We start from the raw sequence: 15,115 nt of genomic DNA on the forward strand, positions 1-15,115 counted from the left end.
CGGTTCACCGACGTCTATCGCAATCCCGCTTACAGGATTTATTCACGTTACATTCAAACATTTGGCGGAGTCAAATGCTTTACCCGAGACGGTGAACATTTACAGCGAAAAGCCGACGTCTAAAGAAGTGAAATCACTTGCTGCGGGTGAATCAATGTGGGCTAGAGCGAAAATGATATGACAACCGTTTCAATTCCCGTTAATGATTTGCCCAAAGGCACATATTATTTACAGCTTGTTCATCCTGAAATCTGACATTTGCGAAAGTCCGTGTGGTGCTAAACTGAAAATGAAGCCATCTAACATAACAATCAGAAAGAGCCTGGAAATCCAGGCTCTTTCTGATTGTTATAAGCTAAAAAAAAATTATTTCTTCACTTTATACAGCGTTCTTGCGTAATGCTTAATGGTGGAGATTTTTAGTTGCTGGTTTTTCACCTGAACCAGCTTGTATTCTTTAAATTCGCCTGCTTTGTCCAGGAAGCCGATGATGCAGGATTGTTCTTCTTTGCCTTTGCGCAGCTCAACTTTCGGCATTATGCCAAAATTCGGGATCTTAATGTTGTCCTCGGCGTCCAGTTCTTTGTATTTTATTTTAACCAAAAAATCAAACGTGCTCTTGGTTTCATAAACGTCCACAGCAAATCGCCAGTCATTCAGCGGATCCTTTACTTTTTCACTGAAACTTGCAACCGGACTGTTTTCGACAACTTTTTCTTTCCAATGGAATCGTGTCATTCACAATGCCTGAGGACTGGCCACCGGAATTGTCGTTTTTATCATTTTGATTACAAGCAAACAATGTCAGCAGAAAGAAAAAGCTGATATACTTCATCGGAAATTCTGTTTGGTTAAGAGATCGTAGTACTACTTTGCAATATACCTTTGTTATTTGCATTAAATAAAATATTTTACTTCCGACATTGTAAACAAGTTTTTACTAATCCTGCCGCTCACTCCCGACCTTCAACTACTGGCGTTAAATTATATTTTCGTAGCAATTTCTTCGTCATTGCCTTTATTATTGCCTTACTGAAATTCGCGTTAACTGGTGATGTACAAACCTTTAAAGCAATAACCGAAGGAATGCTCGAAATGGCGAAGGTGGCGGTGATGGACATTGCATTGCCGTTGACGGGCGTTATGGCTTTCTTTCTGGGCATTTTGAATGTGGGTGAAAAAGCAGGGATTATCAACTCCATAGCAAGATTTATCGGCCCTTTTTTCAATAAATTATTTCCCGAAGTCCCGAAAGATCACCCGGCGAATGGTCAGATGATCATGAATTTTTCAGCCAACTTTCTGGGATTGGGTACAACGCCGTCGACTCCTCCTTCGGATTGAAGGCCATGCAGAGTTTGCAGGAACTTAATCCAAGCAAAGACACCGCTTCCAATGCACAGTATCATGTTTTTAGTTTTGCACACTTCGGGTTTGCAAATCATTCCGCTTTCTATCATTGCGCAAGCGCGGCTATTTTGGGAGCCGAAAGTCCATCCGAAACGTCTTTTCATTCCCTGCGTCGTGGGCACTTACATTACGACGGTGGTAAGTATGCTGATCGACGGCTGCATGGCAAAAGATCAATCTCTTCAACAAAACCGTAATGCTCGGCTTAGGAAGCGTTACGGCGATGATCGCATTGATTCTCTGGTATTTGTCTGCCTTGCCAAAAGAACAAATCGAAACTGTGTCCATATTCGTGGGTGATTCAGTCCTTTTGGCGTGTTGTTGCCGGGTTTTTGTTTTGGGGAATGTATCGGAAAGTGAATGTCTTCGAAACATTCATTGAGGCGCAAAAGCGGGCTTTACAACCTCAGTAACAATTATTCCTTATCTGGTCGGACTGCTTGTGGCAATCAGCGCATTCCGGGCTTGCGGGGCGATGGATCATCTGATCGACGGCCTCAAATGGGTGTTTTCATTGACTGGCCTCAACACAGATTTTACAGATGCATTGCCCGTTGCCTTAATGAAACCACTTAGCGGAAGCGGTGCGCGCGCATTAATGATCGATGCCATGAAGGAGTTCGGGCCGGACTCGTTTATAGGCCGCCTCGTGTGTATTTTCCAGGGCTCAGCAGACACAACGCTTTATATTGTGGCCCTTTATTTTGGCTCCGTCGGCATTAAGAACACGCGTTATGCTATCGTGGCGGGATTAATCGCTGATCTGATCGGCGTTTTGGCTGGAATCTGGCTCGGATACTTATTTTTTCACTGATTTCCGGCTCCTTAACACGAATTACCCTTTTACCCTCGATATGCAACCGTCCGTACAAAATGGATGGCTGGTTTTTGTGGTAAACGTTAATATTGATCATCTAACTCTGAACCGCTTATGTTTAAATCGTTACGCAAATCCGCACTGCTCGTCGTTGTATTTTGTGTATGTGTCACGCAAGCTTTTGCGCAAAAGGACACCAGCCAGGCGGCCAACACTTACACGCTGGAAGATTGCATCAGGATCGCATTGGAGACCAATCCTTCTATAAAAATCTCAGAATTAACGGTTCAGACAAACAGCAACATTTACGCTCAATCCAAATGGCAGCGCTGGCCAAGCATTAGTTTCAGCGCCAGCCAGGGTTTCAGCTCCGGTCGTAACATTGACCCTTTCACCAACCAGTTCGTTCAGCAGAATATCAATTCCAATAATTATCAGCTAGGCGGGCAAATAACCCTTTTCAACGGGTTTCAGATCAAAAACAACATCAAGTTTAATGATGCCAATTACAAGGCAAGTGCAAAAGACCTGGACGCTGCGCGGAATGATATTATGCTCAATGTTGCATTGTCGTATCTGCAGGTGATCTCGAATGAAGAGCTGATTCAGGTGGCAAAGTTTCAAGTGCAAGCGTCTCAGCTTCAAGTAGAAAGAACCAGCAAATTATTAGAAGCTGGAACATTGGCAGAAAGCAGTTTGCTGGATCTTAAAGCGCAGCTCGCCAATGATGAACTGACCCTTATCAATGCCGAGAACAATCTCGAAACTGCGAAGTTGAACTTGAAACAATATATGAACATCCCCGGCAGCGAGCAGATCAATGTCGTTAAAATTCAAGTTCCCGATCCAACATTAAAAGCCTACGACGCAACAATCCAAGAAATATTTGATGTAGCGCGCGGAAATTTGCCGCAAATGCAAGCTGCGGAGCTTCGTATTGAAGCTGCTAAAACCAACATTGATCTTGCAAAAGGTGCCGGATTGCCTTCATTAACATTAAACGGAGGCATTTACACAGCTTATTCAAGTGCAGCACCGAAAGAAAGGTTTGTCTCGGACGGTTCGGGACAAAGCACGACAACGGAGGTGATTTCTGCTACGGACTACATTGTTTATAATGATCAACAGGTTCCGATTGTTCAGAAAATCACGACGCCCAGCGGCTCATTGCGCACATTCGGTTATCTGGATCAGCTGGACTTTAACCGAAATTCAGCAGTCAACCTCAATCTTACCATTCCGATTTTTACCAATTTCCGGGTCAAATACAATGTTGCGAATGCCAAAATTCAGCAAAAAACATATGAATATCAGGCGCAGCAAGTCCAGTTGACCATCCGCAAAAATGTGGAACAGGCATACATTGATATGACCAACGCTGCAAAACGTTATTCTGCAACGGCCAATCAGGTTAGGGCATTGCAGGAAACATTTCGCGTATCGCAAGTGCGGTTTGATGTCGGATCGATCAACTCTGTGGAATATAGCATTGCGAAAGCGAACCTGGACAGAGCCAACGGAAACCTCGTTCAGGCCAAGTATGACTACGTTTTCAGGACAAAAATCCTTGACTTTTACATGAACCGTCCGTTATCGGATTTCTAAAAATAAGCTGAAAGCCGGACGCATTTCTGGCGAACTGTTCATATCCTCAATCAACAATTATTTGTAACCAAAGTCAGTATGGCACGTAAGTCTTCAAAACGAATCTGGTGGATCACAGCAGGCCTTGTCGCACTCCTCGCAGCAGGTTTGTTTGGCGCAAAACAAGCCGGTTACATTGGTAAGCCCAAGACCACAGAAGTGGAATATACCAATGTGAAAAAGGCAGACATTATTGAGCGTGTCAGCGCGTCAGGCAAGGTTCAGCCGGAAGTTGAAGTCAAACTCAGCCCAGATGTTTCCGGAGAAATTATCAGCCTGAATGTTGCTGAGGGCGATTCGGTTGTGAAAGGTCTAGCTTCTTCTGAAAATCCGTCCGGATAATTACGAATCTTTACTTGCACGTGCGCAAGCGGCAGTAAATTCCAGCAAAGCCAATTACGAGCAGACCAAAGCAATGGTTGCACAGGCCGAAGCGCGGTTAGTACAGGCCAAAGCTAATTTTGAAAGGAATAAAAAGCTTTACAATGATAAAGTGATTTCTGCTGCTGATTATGAGCAATTTGCCTCCACTTTTGGTGTCGCACAACAGGATGTTGAATCTACAAAGGCGAATGTTTCAGCAGCACTTTTTAACATTAAGAGTGCAGAAGCAGGCTTAAAAGAAGCATCCGAAAACCTGCGTAAAACGAGCATTTTTGCACCGGTAAGCGGCATTGTTTCCTTGCTTAATGTAGAAGCAGGCGAGCGTGTTGTGGGAACTTCACAAATGGCCGGAACTGAAATGATGCGGATTGCTAACCTGCGCAATATGGAAGTGCGGGTTAATGTAAATGAAAACGACATTGTAAGAGTGAGCCTGGGCGATACGGCGGAAATTGATGTGGATGCATACAGTGCTTCGGGCCGTAAATTCCGGGGAGTTGTGAAGGAAATAGCCAACACAGCCGCTGGATTGGCTTCATCAACTTCAAGCAGCACATCTTTATCAAGCGCGTCAGCCGATGCGGTTACTGAATTCGAAGTGAAAGTTAAGATCTTGAATGAGTCATTTTCGGATCTTTTAATCTCAAAATCAAAAAAATCTTATCCATTCAAACCTGGAATGACGGCCTCAGTTGAGATCATTACAGAACGTAAAAATAACGTCGTAACCGTGCCTATCGCGGCAGTAACAACGAGGAGTAACACGCCGCCTGCGGCAGAAGGACAGCCAGGTCCTCCATCGGATCAGCCTGCCGAGGAAGATGATAAAAAGCCTAAAAAAGTGGAGGTTATCAAAGAAGTTGTATTCATTGATGTGGCCGGAAAAGCCGAAATGAAGGAAGTAAAGACAGGAATCAGCGACTTTGAAAATATTGAAATCCTGTCCGGGCTTAAACCTGGCGACCGCATTATCTCCGGACCTTACATTGCCGTGTCTAAAAACCTGAAGAACGGAGACCTGGTAGAAAAAAAAGAAAGAAGATGTGAAAAAAGACGAAAAAAAATCAAATGAAAACGCGAATTGATACGTTGTAAAAGGGTAATAAGTTCGATTTAGTTTAGGTTAAAAAAGAAAATCCTTGCGGCTTTGCTGCAAGGATTTTTTATTTTCTGCCAAATATTCTCGATTTTTGGACGAATCAGCGACATTACAATTTGTGCTGAACCGTATTCCAAGCTTCTCAAATGAGTTTATTAAATCAGACCAAAATAGCGGTGATAGGAGGGGGCAGCTGGGCAACTGCACTCATCAAAATCCTTTGCGAACAAAACAATATCCAGATCAGATGGTGGCTTCGCAATCAGAAGGACATTGAACATATCCGGAAGTTTCACCACAACCCCAGTTACCTCAGCGACGTCGTCCTGTCTCCCAAAAAAATAAAGGTCTTTGAAAAAACGGTCGATGCCGTTAAGGGTGCAGATTATGTGATCCTGGCGGTTCCGGCCGCATTTATCCAGGAAGCATTGCGCGATTTGAGTGCCAAACATTTGCACGGAAAACGCGTTGTGTCGGCGATTAAGGGAATGGTGCCAGGTCGGAATATGCTGATAACAGACTGGATTGCCAAAGAATACGGCATTCCGCTGCACGAAACTTGCGTGATCGCCGGTCCTTGCCATGCCGAAGAAGTGGCATTGGAAAAGCAATCCTATTTGTCCATCGCTTCTACGGAATGTGACACAGCAGAGGACTTTGCCAAATTAATGACGTGCCGCTACGTCGCAGCCAATCCGCTAGACGACTTATACGGAGTCGAATATGCGGCTGTGATGAAAAATATCATTGCATTGGCCTGCGGAATCACGCATGGACTGGGTTATGGCGATAATTTTCAAGCCGTTCTGGTTTCAAACGCCATGCAAGAAATCGGCCATTTTGTAACGGCACTCGACGCACGAGAACGCAATATGAGTTCATCTGCTTATCTGGGCGATTTGCTGGTAACGGCTTATTCTCAATTTAGCCGAAACCGGCTTTTTGGAAATATGATTGGCCGCGGTTATAGCGTCAAAGCCGCACAGCTCGAAATGAAAATGATTGCCGAAGGATATTATGCGACGAAAAGCATTACAGAAATGAACAAAATCCATCAGGTCAATCTGCCTATCACGAATGCTGTGCACCGCATTTTATACGAAGAACAGGCGCCCGGCATGGTTATGGACGATTTGAAGAAATTGTTAAAATAAATAGCCTGATTGCCCTTTTCTCGGGTACATTTTACGAATCTCACTTTTTTGAAAACCTTATGCGCGTCACCAAATTTCTTTCAGTAAGTCTATTTACCGGCCTGATAATGGGTTCAACCCTGCTCACTTCATGTAATTCCAAAACCTCAGAAGCAACTGAGCAGGATCTGAAAGCATTCGCTGGCATCGGCAAAGGAATTTGTGTTTGGTGACAAACGGGACTTTGCGGAATGCCACGCTTCAACGCTTGTAAGACTTGATGATGGTCAGTTTTTGATCGCCTGGTTTGGCGGGACGGAAGAGAAGAATCCGGATGTAGGCATCTGGGTTTCAAAGGGAAAACCGGGTAACTGGAGCGCTCCGAAAGAAGTTGCCAAAATCAGGGAAGACGCACATTGGAATCCGGTTTTACAAAAGACTGCCGATGGGAAGATCATTTTATATTTTAAAGTCGGCAAGGAAATCCCGTATTGGGAAACTTGGGTGAAAACCTCGACCGATAATGGTGAAACCTGGTCCGATGCTTACGAGTTGGTGAAAGGTGATAAGGGTGGAAGAGGACCGGTTAAAGACAAATTGATCGAGCTTTCGAATGGTGACTGGCTCGCTGGCGCATCTAATGAAGTAAATCGCTGGGAGGTTTTTGTGGACAGAAGCACGGACAAGGGCAAAACCTGGAAAGCAAGTCCGTATTTGAAAATTGACACGACAGAGATTAAAGGAAAAGGCGCAATCCAGCCTACATTGTGGGAATCTAAGCCTGGGCTGGTGCATATGCTCGTTCGGACAACGGGCGGCGTCATCGGAAGAAGTGATTCAGGAGACTATGGAAAAACCTGGACGCCGATCAAGAAAACCAGCTTGCCAAACCCGAATAGCGGCATCGACGCAGCCAAATTACCCGACGGCACCATTGTGCTCGCTTACAATCCAAATGATAAAGATTGGGGTTCAAGGTCTCCGCTTTCCCTCATCTTGTCTTACGATAATGGCCAGAACTGGACGGACAGAGTTGACATTGCAACAGGCAAAAAAGAGGACGAATATTCCTATCCGGCAATCATTAGTTGGGGTGACTCGGTTGCTGTCACCTACACATTTAACCGCCAGAAAATTGCTTTCTGGACAGGAAGTAAAAAAAGATATCATTGCGCTGGCTGCAAAAGATAAGACCAAAGCGGATCAGTAACCCATCAATTCCAGATCGTAAGATTCAAGCATTTCGACACGTTTGCCCATTTTTTTCTGAATAATCTTGAAATGGTGAACGTCTTCCGGGCAGATGAGTGATATGGCCTCGCCAGACGCCTCTGCCCGGCCAGTCCTGCCGATCCTGTGCACGTAATCCTTGGGTGAGCGCGGCAGTTCAAAATTGATCACATAAGGCAGAAACTGAATGTCGATTCCACGCGAAACAAGGTCTGTGGCCACAAGAACAGTCAATTTTCCCGATTTGAACTTGTTAAGCGCCTCTGTTCTAGCTCCCCTGACTTTTTTTACTGTGCATGGCCATCGCCTGAATTCCGTTCTTATTCAGTTTTTCAACCAAATATATCAGCAGTCCGCGTCGCAGAAACAAACACCAGCACTTGCTTCATTTCCTGTGTTTTGATCAGGTAACGCAATAAGGGCCCGCGTCGGTCCGGATCAACAAAATATCCCGTCTGTTTAATCAAATCAAGGTTTTGTTCTTCCTCTTCGATCTCAATACGCACCGGATTTCTGAGCTGCGTTTTGTTGATCTGGTCAACTTCATCGCCAAGCGTTGCAGAAAAAAGAATGCTCTGGCGTTTTTTAGGCAAAAGGAAAAAAATGTCCTTCATTTCTTCTGCAAATCCCAGATTCAGCATTTTGTCTGCTTCATCCAACACCAAAATCTGTGTTTCTGAAAGGCTAAGGGCTTTATGTGACAAGAGATCAATAAGTCGTCCCGGCGTTGCAACGAGAATTTCCACGCCCTGAAGTCCGATCATTTGCGGATTAATGGAAACACCGCCATAAACGGCCAATGTCTTCACTTTACGCGGAAGGCGCTCGCCAAATGTCTGAAATACAACCGCGATCTGAACGGCAAGCTCTCTGGTTGGCACCAATATCAATGCAGAAATGTGCCGGTTTGCAGCAGCCGGTTTGCTCTGAAACAATTCCAGAATCGGCAGAACAAAGCTTGCGGTTTTTCCCGAACCAGTTTTAGCAATGCCCAGCACATCATTTCCCTTTTAATATAGCCGGAATTAGCTTCCCTGCTGAATTGGGTAAGGTTGAGTATAATTGTCAGCAATGGTTAAATTGGTCAATGGTTCGGACAAGCCAGCGATTGAAAGACATCATGTTGTGCGGCAATTGATCAATGTAGTTTTTATGAAATGCAAAGATACCATTACGCGCAGACATATCGGCCATTGCATGCCTCCGACCGCCTGGTGATGTGACTTCTAAACTCTATTCTTCTTAAAAATATGTCTTCTAACCGCAGGGAATTTTTACAAAAACTCGGATTTGGTGCGTTGCAGCTCGGCATTATCAGCGCAATTCCTGCTTCAACCTGGGCAGCATCATTAAGTTTCGGCCAATTGCCGCGTAGCTCGCCCGAATCGCAAGGCATGTCTGCCAAAAATATTCTTGATTTTACAAATGCAGTTGAAGCGGATAAACTCAATCTGCACAGCTTAATGATCCTGAGACAAGGAAAAGTTGTTGCCGAAGGTTGGTGGGCACCATATGGCCCTGACATGAAGCATACACTTTATTCGCTGAGCAAAAGTTTTACTTCCACGGCAATCGGATTGGCTGTTGCTGAGAAAAAACTGACTGTTGAGGATAAGGTTTTGTCATTTTTCCCGGAGGATAAGCCGGCAAATGTAAGTGGTAATATGGCCGCCATGCGCGTCATGGACTTGCTAACCATGTCGACCGGGCATGATAAGGATGCAACCGGTGCGGTCCGTGAATCAAAAGAGAAAAATTGGGTAAAAGCTTTTCTTTCCTTGCCCGTTGAGCACGAACCCGGTTCGTTTTTCGTCTATAACAGTGCCGCGACTTACATGCTTTCGGCCATTATTCAAAAGTTGACCGGCCAGACATTGCTTAATATCTGACGCCGAGGTTATTCGAGCCGCTCGGCATTGACGATGCAGACTGGGAAGTGGACCCGAATGGAATCAACACGGGCGGATGGGGACTACGTGTGAAAACCGAGGATATCGCCAAATTTGGCCAGTTATATTTGCAAAAAGGAATGTGGGGCGGCAAGCAGATCCTTCCCCAAGCTTGGGTTGAAGAGGCCACACGTTCGCATATCATGTCAAAAGGCGGATCGCGGAAGCCTGAGGAAAATGACTGGCTGCAAGGTTATGGTTACCAATTCTGGCGGTGCCGCAATGGAGCCTATCGCGGCGACGGGGCTTTTGGACAATATTGCATTGTAATGCCGAAGGAAGATATGGTTGTTGCCATAACCAGTGAAACGGGCGACATGCAGGCCATTCTGGACCACGTCTGGAACCACATCCTCACATCCGTAAAGTCCGATCGCATAGCGGCTGACAAAGAAGTGCTGGGGGAGTTGCAAAAGAAATTGTCGACCCTTTCCGCGCCTTGCAGCTGACTGCCGGAAAACCGACTTCTGAATTTATCGCAAAACTGACCGGGAAAAGCTTCAAAGTTGCTGATAATGATCTCAAAATCAACAAAGCATCATTTGAATTTGCGAAAGGTTGGTGTCTGTTTCGACTATATGATGACAAAGGTGAACACTTGGTCGTAAATGGAATTGGCAACTGGAAAATCGGGCTTACGGATCTTTCGCCAATGCCGTTGAAACTTGTGCTGACGCCAGTCCCTAATGATCCGAAGAACCAAAATTGCGTGCAACGGCACCTGGGTCGACGATTACACATTCGAAATGACATGGCGCTTCATCGAAACGGCTCATTATGAAATCGTCACCTGCAAGTTCGAAGGAGATTGCGTACAAATAGAATTCAAGCGAAGTCTTGCTATCTTGGCAAAAACCAAAGACCCGCGGCCAGTGCTAAGCGGGAAGATGATCGCCTGATTGAATTTAAAAGCATTTTCCATTCCAACCAACTTATTCTCAAATGAAGAAAAACATTATCCTTTCCTTAACATTACTCTTTTTTGCGTTGACTGCGCAGGCACAGAAATTCAGGCCGCTGGATAAGCGTCCAGCGCGATATTGCGTATTTCCCAGACCACTTCGCACATGACCGTAAGGATGGCGAAAAAGCATTGGTAAAAGTGTCATACAGCCGTCCTAATCTGAAAGGAAGGGAGATTTTTGGCAAATTGGAGCCTTATGGGAAGGTTTGGCGGACAGGCGCGGATGAGTCCACCGAAGTCAAGTTTTATCAGGATGCGACATTTGGTGGCAAAAAGATCAAAGCAGGAACCTATTCTCTATTCACAATCCCGGGTGAGAAAGAATGGACGGTTATTTTGAGCTCGGATCTGGACTTATCGGGGCGCTTACAAATACAAAGAAGGCAATGACGTGCTCAGGGTTACGGTTCCTGTGAAAGCTGCCGAAGCCCCGATAGAAAACTTCTCAATCGTATTCGAAGAGGTCTCAGATACATCGGCCAAAATGTTCATGGGATGGGCTTCTACGGTCGTTGAGGTTCCCGTTAGCTTCTGAGGTTTTAGGGCACACTGGCATCATTATTTTAAAGCAGATCATTGGTTTAACAATCAGATGATCTGCTTTTTACATTTAAAAATGCTTTATGACAACCAGCGCTAAATTAGTAATTCCCTGCCTCAGTATGCTGCTTACCCTTGCCGGATGCAGCAGCGACGAATCAAAAAAGCAAAAAGAAGAAGGCCTGCAAACCACCGGTGACACCGTTGTGACAACCACTGACAGCCTCGCATTGCCAGCACCGTTCGCCTCGGAATCAGTCGAGAACAGGCCCGAAGAAGCGGGTTGGCCGGATGGCAAAATGCCTGTTGCACCGGCTGGATTTACGGTTGCGAAATACGCAGATAAGCTTAAAAATCCACGCTGGACTTACGTGGCACCCAATGGCGATGTGTTTGTCGCTGAATCCAATAACGAAAGAAAAGTGCCGACAGAATTACGTTGCTAAGGGACGTTAACGAAGACGGGACGGCTGAAATTCAGGAGATTTTCATGGAAAAATTGAAACAGCCGCTTGGTATGCTTGTGCTCAAAAACTATTTCTATGTAGCCAACACGGACGGAGTTTACAGATATCCGTATAAAGGCGGTGAAACGAAAATTACCAGCGAAGGCGAAAAAATCGTTGAGTTGCCCGCAGGCGGATATAACAACCACTGGACGCGTAACCTTTTAGCCAATGCGGATGGATCGAAAATCTACATTTCAGTCGGCTCGGCTAGTAATGTGGCGGATCACGGCATTGATGAAGAAAAACGGAGGGCTAATATTTTGGAGATTAATCCGGATGGAACGGGTGAAAGGGTTTTTGCGAGCGGGTTAAGAAATCCGGTCGGAATGGACTGGGCGCCCGGAACCAACACGCTTTGGACGGCTGTAAATGAAAGGGATAAATTGGGTGATGACCTTGTGCCTGACTACATTACGAGTGTAAAAGAAGGTGGATTCTATGGCTGGCCTTATGCATACTTTGGTAAAAACGAAGATCCGAGAAGAAAAGGCGAGCGTCCTGATCTGGTTGCAAAGAGCATTGTGCCCGATGTGCCGGTTGGATCGCATACGGCTTCATTAGGCCTTGCATTTTATGATCAAAAGAAATTTCCTGAAAAATACCAGAATGGTGCATTCATCGGGCAGCATGGGTCCTGGAATCGTGCGAAACTGTCTGGTTATAAAGTTGTTTTTGTTCCTTTCAAAAGTGGAAAACCAGCCGGGAAGCCAGAAGATTTTCTTACTGGTTTTGTAGAAAGCGAGAAGAAAGTGTACGGTCGGCCAGTTGGAATTACAGTGATGACGGACGGATCAATGCTGGTCTGTGACGATTCCGGAAATACAATTTGGCGCGTAACCGCGAAGTAAAAATAGTTTTTAAGTCTAGAAAAGTGGCCTGATTGATCAATCAGGCCACTTTTTTATGTTCTGATTATAACAGGCAAAAATAAATCGTTTGATATTAGGATAAATATACCAATCGGTATATTTTTGTGCCGTTAATGTTGAAGCGTATGAACAAGGCAGAAAAAACCAGGCAATTTATCATTGAAAAAACGGCTCCGATTTTCAATGTAAAAGGCTATTCCGGGACTTCGATAAATGACATGATAACCGCCACGGGACTTACCAAGGGAAGCATCTACGGTAATTTTCGCAATAAAGATGAAGTTGCCATTGCCGCATTTGATTTCAATTTGAAGAAAATGTTCACGTCAGTGCAGCATGGAATGGACAGCAAGACGACTGTGAAAGAAAAGCTGCTCGTGTATGTTGAGATCTACGAAAATTTCCTGACGTATCCTTTTCCCGAAGGCGGCTGCCCTATTTTAAATACATCCGTGGAAGCCGATGATACACATCCGGAACTGAGACAAAAGGCTGCCGAGGCCATATCCGTTTGGAAAAACAAAATTGAAAATCTCATCAAAAAGGGCGTTGCAAATAATGAGTTGAGCGCGTCGGTTGATCCCGATGAAGCTGCCATTACATTGATTGCATTGGTTGAAGGCGGGATTATGATCAGTAAGGTGACCGGCAAACTGCAATACAGAAAAACCATTATGAAAGCAGTGAAAAAACTGATAGACGAGTTATAGCATATTTTTTTACCCATAAATATACCGATCGGTATATTATATATTCATGTTGATTAACAAAAGAGAAATGAAAACTACTGGAAATACAATTTTGATCACCGGCGGGAGTGCAGGAATTGGCTTCGCCATTGCACAAGTCTTTTCGGAAAACGGAAATGACATTATTATCACAGGCAGAAACGAGGAACGCCTGCAAAATGCGGCAGCCAAATTGAAAAATACGACTGCAATTGTAAGCGATGTTTCAAACAAGGAGGACGTGGAAAAGCTGGTTGCAAAATTGAAAAATGATTTTCCCAAACTGAATGTGGTCATCAACAATGCTGGAAGGGCGGAGACTTATAACCTGAATGGAGAAAAGGATGCTTACGAAATTGCCGAAGACGAAATCGTGACCAACTATTTGTCAGTCATTGGTTTAACTCAAAAATTAACGCTGCTGCTTAGTCAGCAGGCTGATGCGGCAAATTGTGAATGTGTCGAGCATTGCCGTTTTTGCGCCTAACCACATTATCGCAACTTATTCCGCGAGCAAGGCCGCATTGCATTCTTACACCCAGTCACTGCGTCACACTTTGGCAAAATCGACTGCGATCAAAGTTTTTGAACTGATGCCGCCATTGGTGAACACAGACTTTTCACAAGATATCGGCGGAGCAAAACGGCATTCCGCCAAAACAAGTTGCTGACGACCTGCTTACCGCATTTGAAAACGACACATTCGAGGTCCACGTCGGACAAACCCGCACAATTGTATGCATTGTCGCTGCAATCGCCCGAGCAGGCGTTTTTGGCAATGAACCAGGAAATATAAGTGTCTGCCAGTAACAATCGTCAATTTTGACAAACGTAAAAGATGAAGAAAAAAATTGCTTTCGCAGTCGTCATGGGAGTCATTACGACGGGTATAATTTCCTTCAGTTTGATTTCTATAAATATTGGATTTGTTGCCAATTTTTTGGTGATTTGGCTGAAATCCTGGATTATGGCCTATGTGATCGTCATTCCGGTGATCCTGATGGTCGGTCCGGTGGTTCAAAAACTGGTGGAAGGGTTATTTAAAGATGCAGTGACTCAGGAGTTTGACGATTAATTCCTGATGTCGTCGAAAAAATTCAAAAATTGTTTATGAAAAGAGTTGTAGTTACTGGTTTGGGGGTTATATCTCTCCGCTCGGAAATTCGGTCGACGAATTTTGGGAAAATATTGTAAATGGTAAAAGCGGTGCTGCTACCATTACGAAAATGGACGTTTCGAAGTTTAAGACGCAATTCGGATGTGAAGTTCGTGACTTTCATCCGGAGGAATTTATCGACAAAAAAGAATTAAAAAAATACGATCTGCATACGCAATACGCAATTGTCGCTTCGGATACGGCAATTAAAGATGCAGGTCTTGATTTCAGCACCATTGACATTGAGGATCGCTATGATATGGGCGTGATCTGGGCCGCTGGAAATGGTGGAATGGGCACTTTTGAAGATCAATTGCTTGAATTCCCCATTGCAGGCGGAGGAGTGCCACGTTTCAGTCCGTTTTTTATCCCAAAAATGATCGTGGACATTGCAGCGGGCGTTATTTCAATCCGCCACAAATTGCATGGCCCTAATTATTGCACGGTTTCAGCTTGCGCATCTTCGAACACAGCCGTGATCAGCGCATTTGATACAATTAAAATGGGCAAAGCCAAGATCATGGTTGCAGGCGGATCGGAAGCAGCCATCATTTACTCAGCATTAGGCGGTTTCGGTGCTGCACAAGCACTTTCCAAAAGAAACGACGCGCCTGAAAAAGCATCACGTCCGTTTGATAAAGACCGCGATGGTTTTGTCATGGGCGAAGGCGCAGCAAAACGAT

17 protein-coding genes and 3 pseudogenes are annotated in these 15,115 nt (G+C 44.8%); 18 read left to right on the plus strand and 2 right to left on the minus strand.

Annotated features, from left to right (window positions below; all coding sequences use genetic code 11):
* Positions 1-366: 366 nt before the first annotated feature.
* A complete protein-coding gene (locus AC0IYG_RS10105) occupies positions 367-738 on the minus strand; it encodes a hypothetical protein (protein ID WP_471710963.1) in 372 nt (123 codons plus the stop codon).
* Positions 739-973: 235 nt separating this feature from the next.
* Between AC0IYG_RS10105 and AC0IYG_RS10110 the strand changes: the two are divergent.
* The 7 genes and pseudogenes from AC0IYG_RS10110 to AC0IYG_RS10140 all read left to right on the plus strand — a co-directional run bounded on the left by AC0IYG_RS10110 (position 974) and on the right by AC0IYG_RS10140 (position 7,678).
* A pseudogene (locus AC0IYG_RS10110) lies at positions 974-2,224 on the plus strand (nucleoside recognition domain-containing protein).
* A gap of 117 nt (positions 2,225-2,341) precedes the next feature.
* Positions 2,342-3,832: a TolC family protein gene (locus tag AC0IYG_RS10115; RefSeq protein WP_471710964.1), complete on the plus strand. Its 1,491-nt coding sequence runs from the start codon at positions 2,342-2,344 to the stop codon at positions 3,830-3,832.
* 78 nt (positions 3,833-3,910) lie between these two features.
* Complete coding sequence (locus tag AC0IYG_RS10120; protein WP_471710965.1) at positions 3,911-4,213, plus strand: hypothetical protein; 303 nt, start codon at positions 3,911-3,913, stop codon at positions 4,211-4,213.
* 73 nt (positions 4,214-4,286) lie between these two features.
* Positions 4,287-5,327, plus strand: coding sequence for an efflux RND transporter periplasmic adaptor subunit (locus AC0IYG_RS10125; RefSeq protein WP_471710966.1), 1,041 nt, complete (start codon positions 4,287-4,289; stop codon positions 5,325-5,327).
* Positions 5,328-5,500: 173 nt separating this feature from the next.
* Entirely contained in the window at positions 5,501-6,508 is a 1,008-nt protein-coding gene (locus tag AC0IYG_RS10130; protein WP_471710967.1) for an NAD(P)H-dependent glycerol-3-phosphate dehydrogenase, read from the plus strand.
* Positions 6,509-6,567: 59 nt separating this feature from the next.
* The gene (locus tag AC0IYG_RS10135) at positions 6,568-6,720 is read left to right on the plus strand and encodes a hypothetical protein (protein ID WP_471710968.1); all 153 of its coding nucleotides are present in this window, start codon (positions 6,568-6,570) and stop codon (positions 6,718-6,720) included.
* The gene (locus AC0IYG_RS10140) at positions 6,710-7,678 is read left to right on the plus strand and encodes a sialidase family protein (protein WP_471710969.1); all 969 of its coding nucleotides are present in this window, start codon (positions 6,710-6,712) and stop codon (positions 7,676-7,678) included. The genes AC0IYG_RS10135 and AC0IYG_RS10140 overlap by 11 nt, the downstream gene beginning before the upstream one ends.
* 12 nt (positions 7,679-7,690) lie before the next feature.
* Here the strand turns inward: AC0IYG_RS10140 and AC0IYG_RS10145 are convergent.
* A pseudogene (locus tag AC0IYG_RS10145) lies at positions 7,691-8,826 on the minus strand (DEAD/DEAH box helicase).
* A gap of 141 nt (positions 8,827-8,967) precedes the next feature.
* On the opposite strand from AC0IYG_RS10145, the gene AC0IYG_RS10150 reads away from it, so the two are divergent.
* The 11 genes and pseudogenes from AC0IYG_RS10150 to AC0IYG_RS10200 form a co-directional block, all read left to right on the plus strand.
* The gene (locus tag AC0IYG_RS10150; RefSeq protein ID WP_471710970.1) at positions 8,968-9,606 is read left to right on the plus strand and encodes a serine hydrolase domain-containing protein; all 639 of its coding nucleotides are present in this window, start codon (positions 8,968-8,970) and stop codon (positions 9,604-9,606) included.
* Between the two features lie 47 nt (positions 9,607-9,653).
* On the plus strand, positions 9,654-10,115 hold the full coding sequence (locus tag AC0IYG_RS10155; protein WP_471710971.1) for a serine hydrolase: 462 nt from the start codon (positions 9,654-9,656) through the stop codon (positions 10,113-10,115).
* Positions 10,106-10,447, plus strand: coding sequence for a hypothetical protein (locus AC0IYG_RS10160; RefSeq protein WP_471710972.1), 342 nt, complete (start codon positions 10,106-10,108; stop codon positions 10,445-10,447). Before AC0IYG_RS10155 ends, AC0IYG_RS10160 begins: the two co-directional genes overlap by 10 nt.
* A gap of 321 nt (positions 10,448-10,768) precedes the next feature.
* Positions 10,769-11,020, plus strand: coding sequence for a DUF2911 domain-containing protein (locus AC0IYG_RS10165; protein ID WP_471710980.1), 252 nt, complete (start codon positions 10,769-10,771; stop codon positions 11,018-11,020).
* Positions 11,021-11,042: 22 nt separating this feature from the next.
* A complete protein-coding gene (locus tag AC0IYG_RS10170) occupies positions 11,043-11,165 on the plus strand; it encodes a hypothetical protein (protein ID WP_471710981.1) in 123 nt (40 codons plus the stop codon).
* An 88-nt stretch (positions 11,166-11,253) separates the two neighbouring features.
* Positions 11,254-12,527, plus strand: a pseudogene (locus AC0IYG_RS10175) (PQQ-dependent sugar dehydrogenase).
* A gap of 146 nt (positions 12,528-12,673) precedes the next feature.
* On the plus strand, positions 12,674-13,258 hold the full coding sequence (locus tag AC0IYG_RS10180; RefSeq protein ID WP_471710973.1) for a TetR/AcrR family transcriptional regulator: 585 nt from the start codon (positions 12,674-12,676) through the stop codon (positions 13,256-13,258).
* A gap of 67 nt (positions 13,259-13,325) precedes the next feature.
* A complete protein-coding gene (locus AC0IYG_RS10185) occupies positions 13,326-13,763 on the plus strand; it encodes an SDR family NAD(P)-dependent oxidoreductase (RefSeq protein ID WP_471710974.1) in 438 nt (145 codons plus the stop codon).
* Positions 13,735-13,947, plus strand: coding sequence for an SDR family NAD(P)-dependent oxidoreductase (locus tag AC0IYG_RS10190; protein WP_471710975.1), 213 nt, complete (start codon positions 13,735-13,737; stop codon positions 13,945-13,947). Before AC0IYG_RS10185 ends, AC0IYG_RS10190 begins: the two co-directional genes overlap by 29 nt.
* Positions 13,948-14,114: 167 nt before the next feature.
* Complete coding sequence (locus AC0IYG_RS10195; protein WP_471710976.1) at positions 14,115-14,351, plus strand: DUF2798 domain-containing protein; 237 nt, start codon at positions 14,115-14,117, stop codon at positions 14,349-14,351.
* Positions 14,352-14,463: 112 nt separating this feature from the next.
* Positions 14,464-15,115: beta-ketoacyl-[acyl-carrier-protein] synthase family protein (locus AC0IYG_RS10200; protein ID WP_471710982.1), on the plus strand; the 652-nt coding region annotated here is incomplete at its 3' end.

The sequence above is a fragment of the Dyadobacter sp. AC419 genome, from assembly GCF_979253085.1.

Coding starts and splice junctions, on each gene's coding strand:
- AC0IYG_RS10115 (WP_471710964.1), top strand. CDS start 2,342: ATGTTTAAATCGTTACGCAAATCCGCACTGCTCGTCGTTGTATTTTGT.
- AC0IYG_RS10135 (WP_471710968.1), top strand. CDS start 6,568: ATGCGCGTCACCAAATTTCTTTCAGTAAGTCTATTTACCGGCCTGATA.
- AC0IYG_RS10195 (WP_471710976.1), top strand. CDS start 14,115: ATGAAGAAAAAAATTGCTTTCGCAGTCGTCATGGGAGTCATTACGACG.
- AC0IYG_RS10180 (WP_471710973.1), top strand. CDS start 12,674: ATGAACAAGGCAGAAAAAACCAGGCAATTTATCATTGAAAAAACGGCT.
- AC0IYG_RS10185 (WP_471710974.1), top strand. CDS start 13,326: ATGAAAACTACTGGAAATACAATTTTGATCACCGGCGGGAGTGCAGGA.
- AC0IYG_RS10125 (WP_471710966.1), top strand. CDS start 4,287: ATGGTTGCACAGGCCGAAGCGCGGTTAGTACAGGCCAAAGCTAATTTT.
- AC0IYG_RS10130 (WP_471710967.1), top strand. CDS start 5,501: ATGAGTTTATTAAATCAGACCAAAATAGCGGTGATAGGAGGGGGCAGC.
- AC0IYG_RS10120 (WP_471710965.1), top strand. CDS start 3,911: ATGGCACGTAAGTCTTCAAAACGAATCTGGTGGATCACAGCAGGCCTT.
- AC0IYG_RS10105 (WP_471710963.1), bottom strand. CDS start 738: ATGACACGATTCCATTGGAAAGAAAAAGTTGTCGAAAACAGTCCGGTT.
- AC0IYG_RS10150 (WP_471710970.1), top strand. CDS start 8,968: ATGTCTTCTAACCGCAGGGAATTTTTACAAAAACTCGGATTTGGTGCG.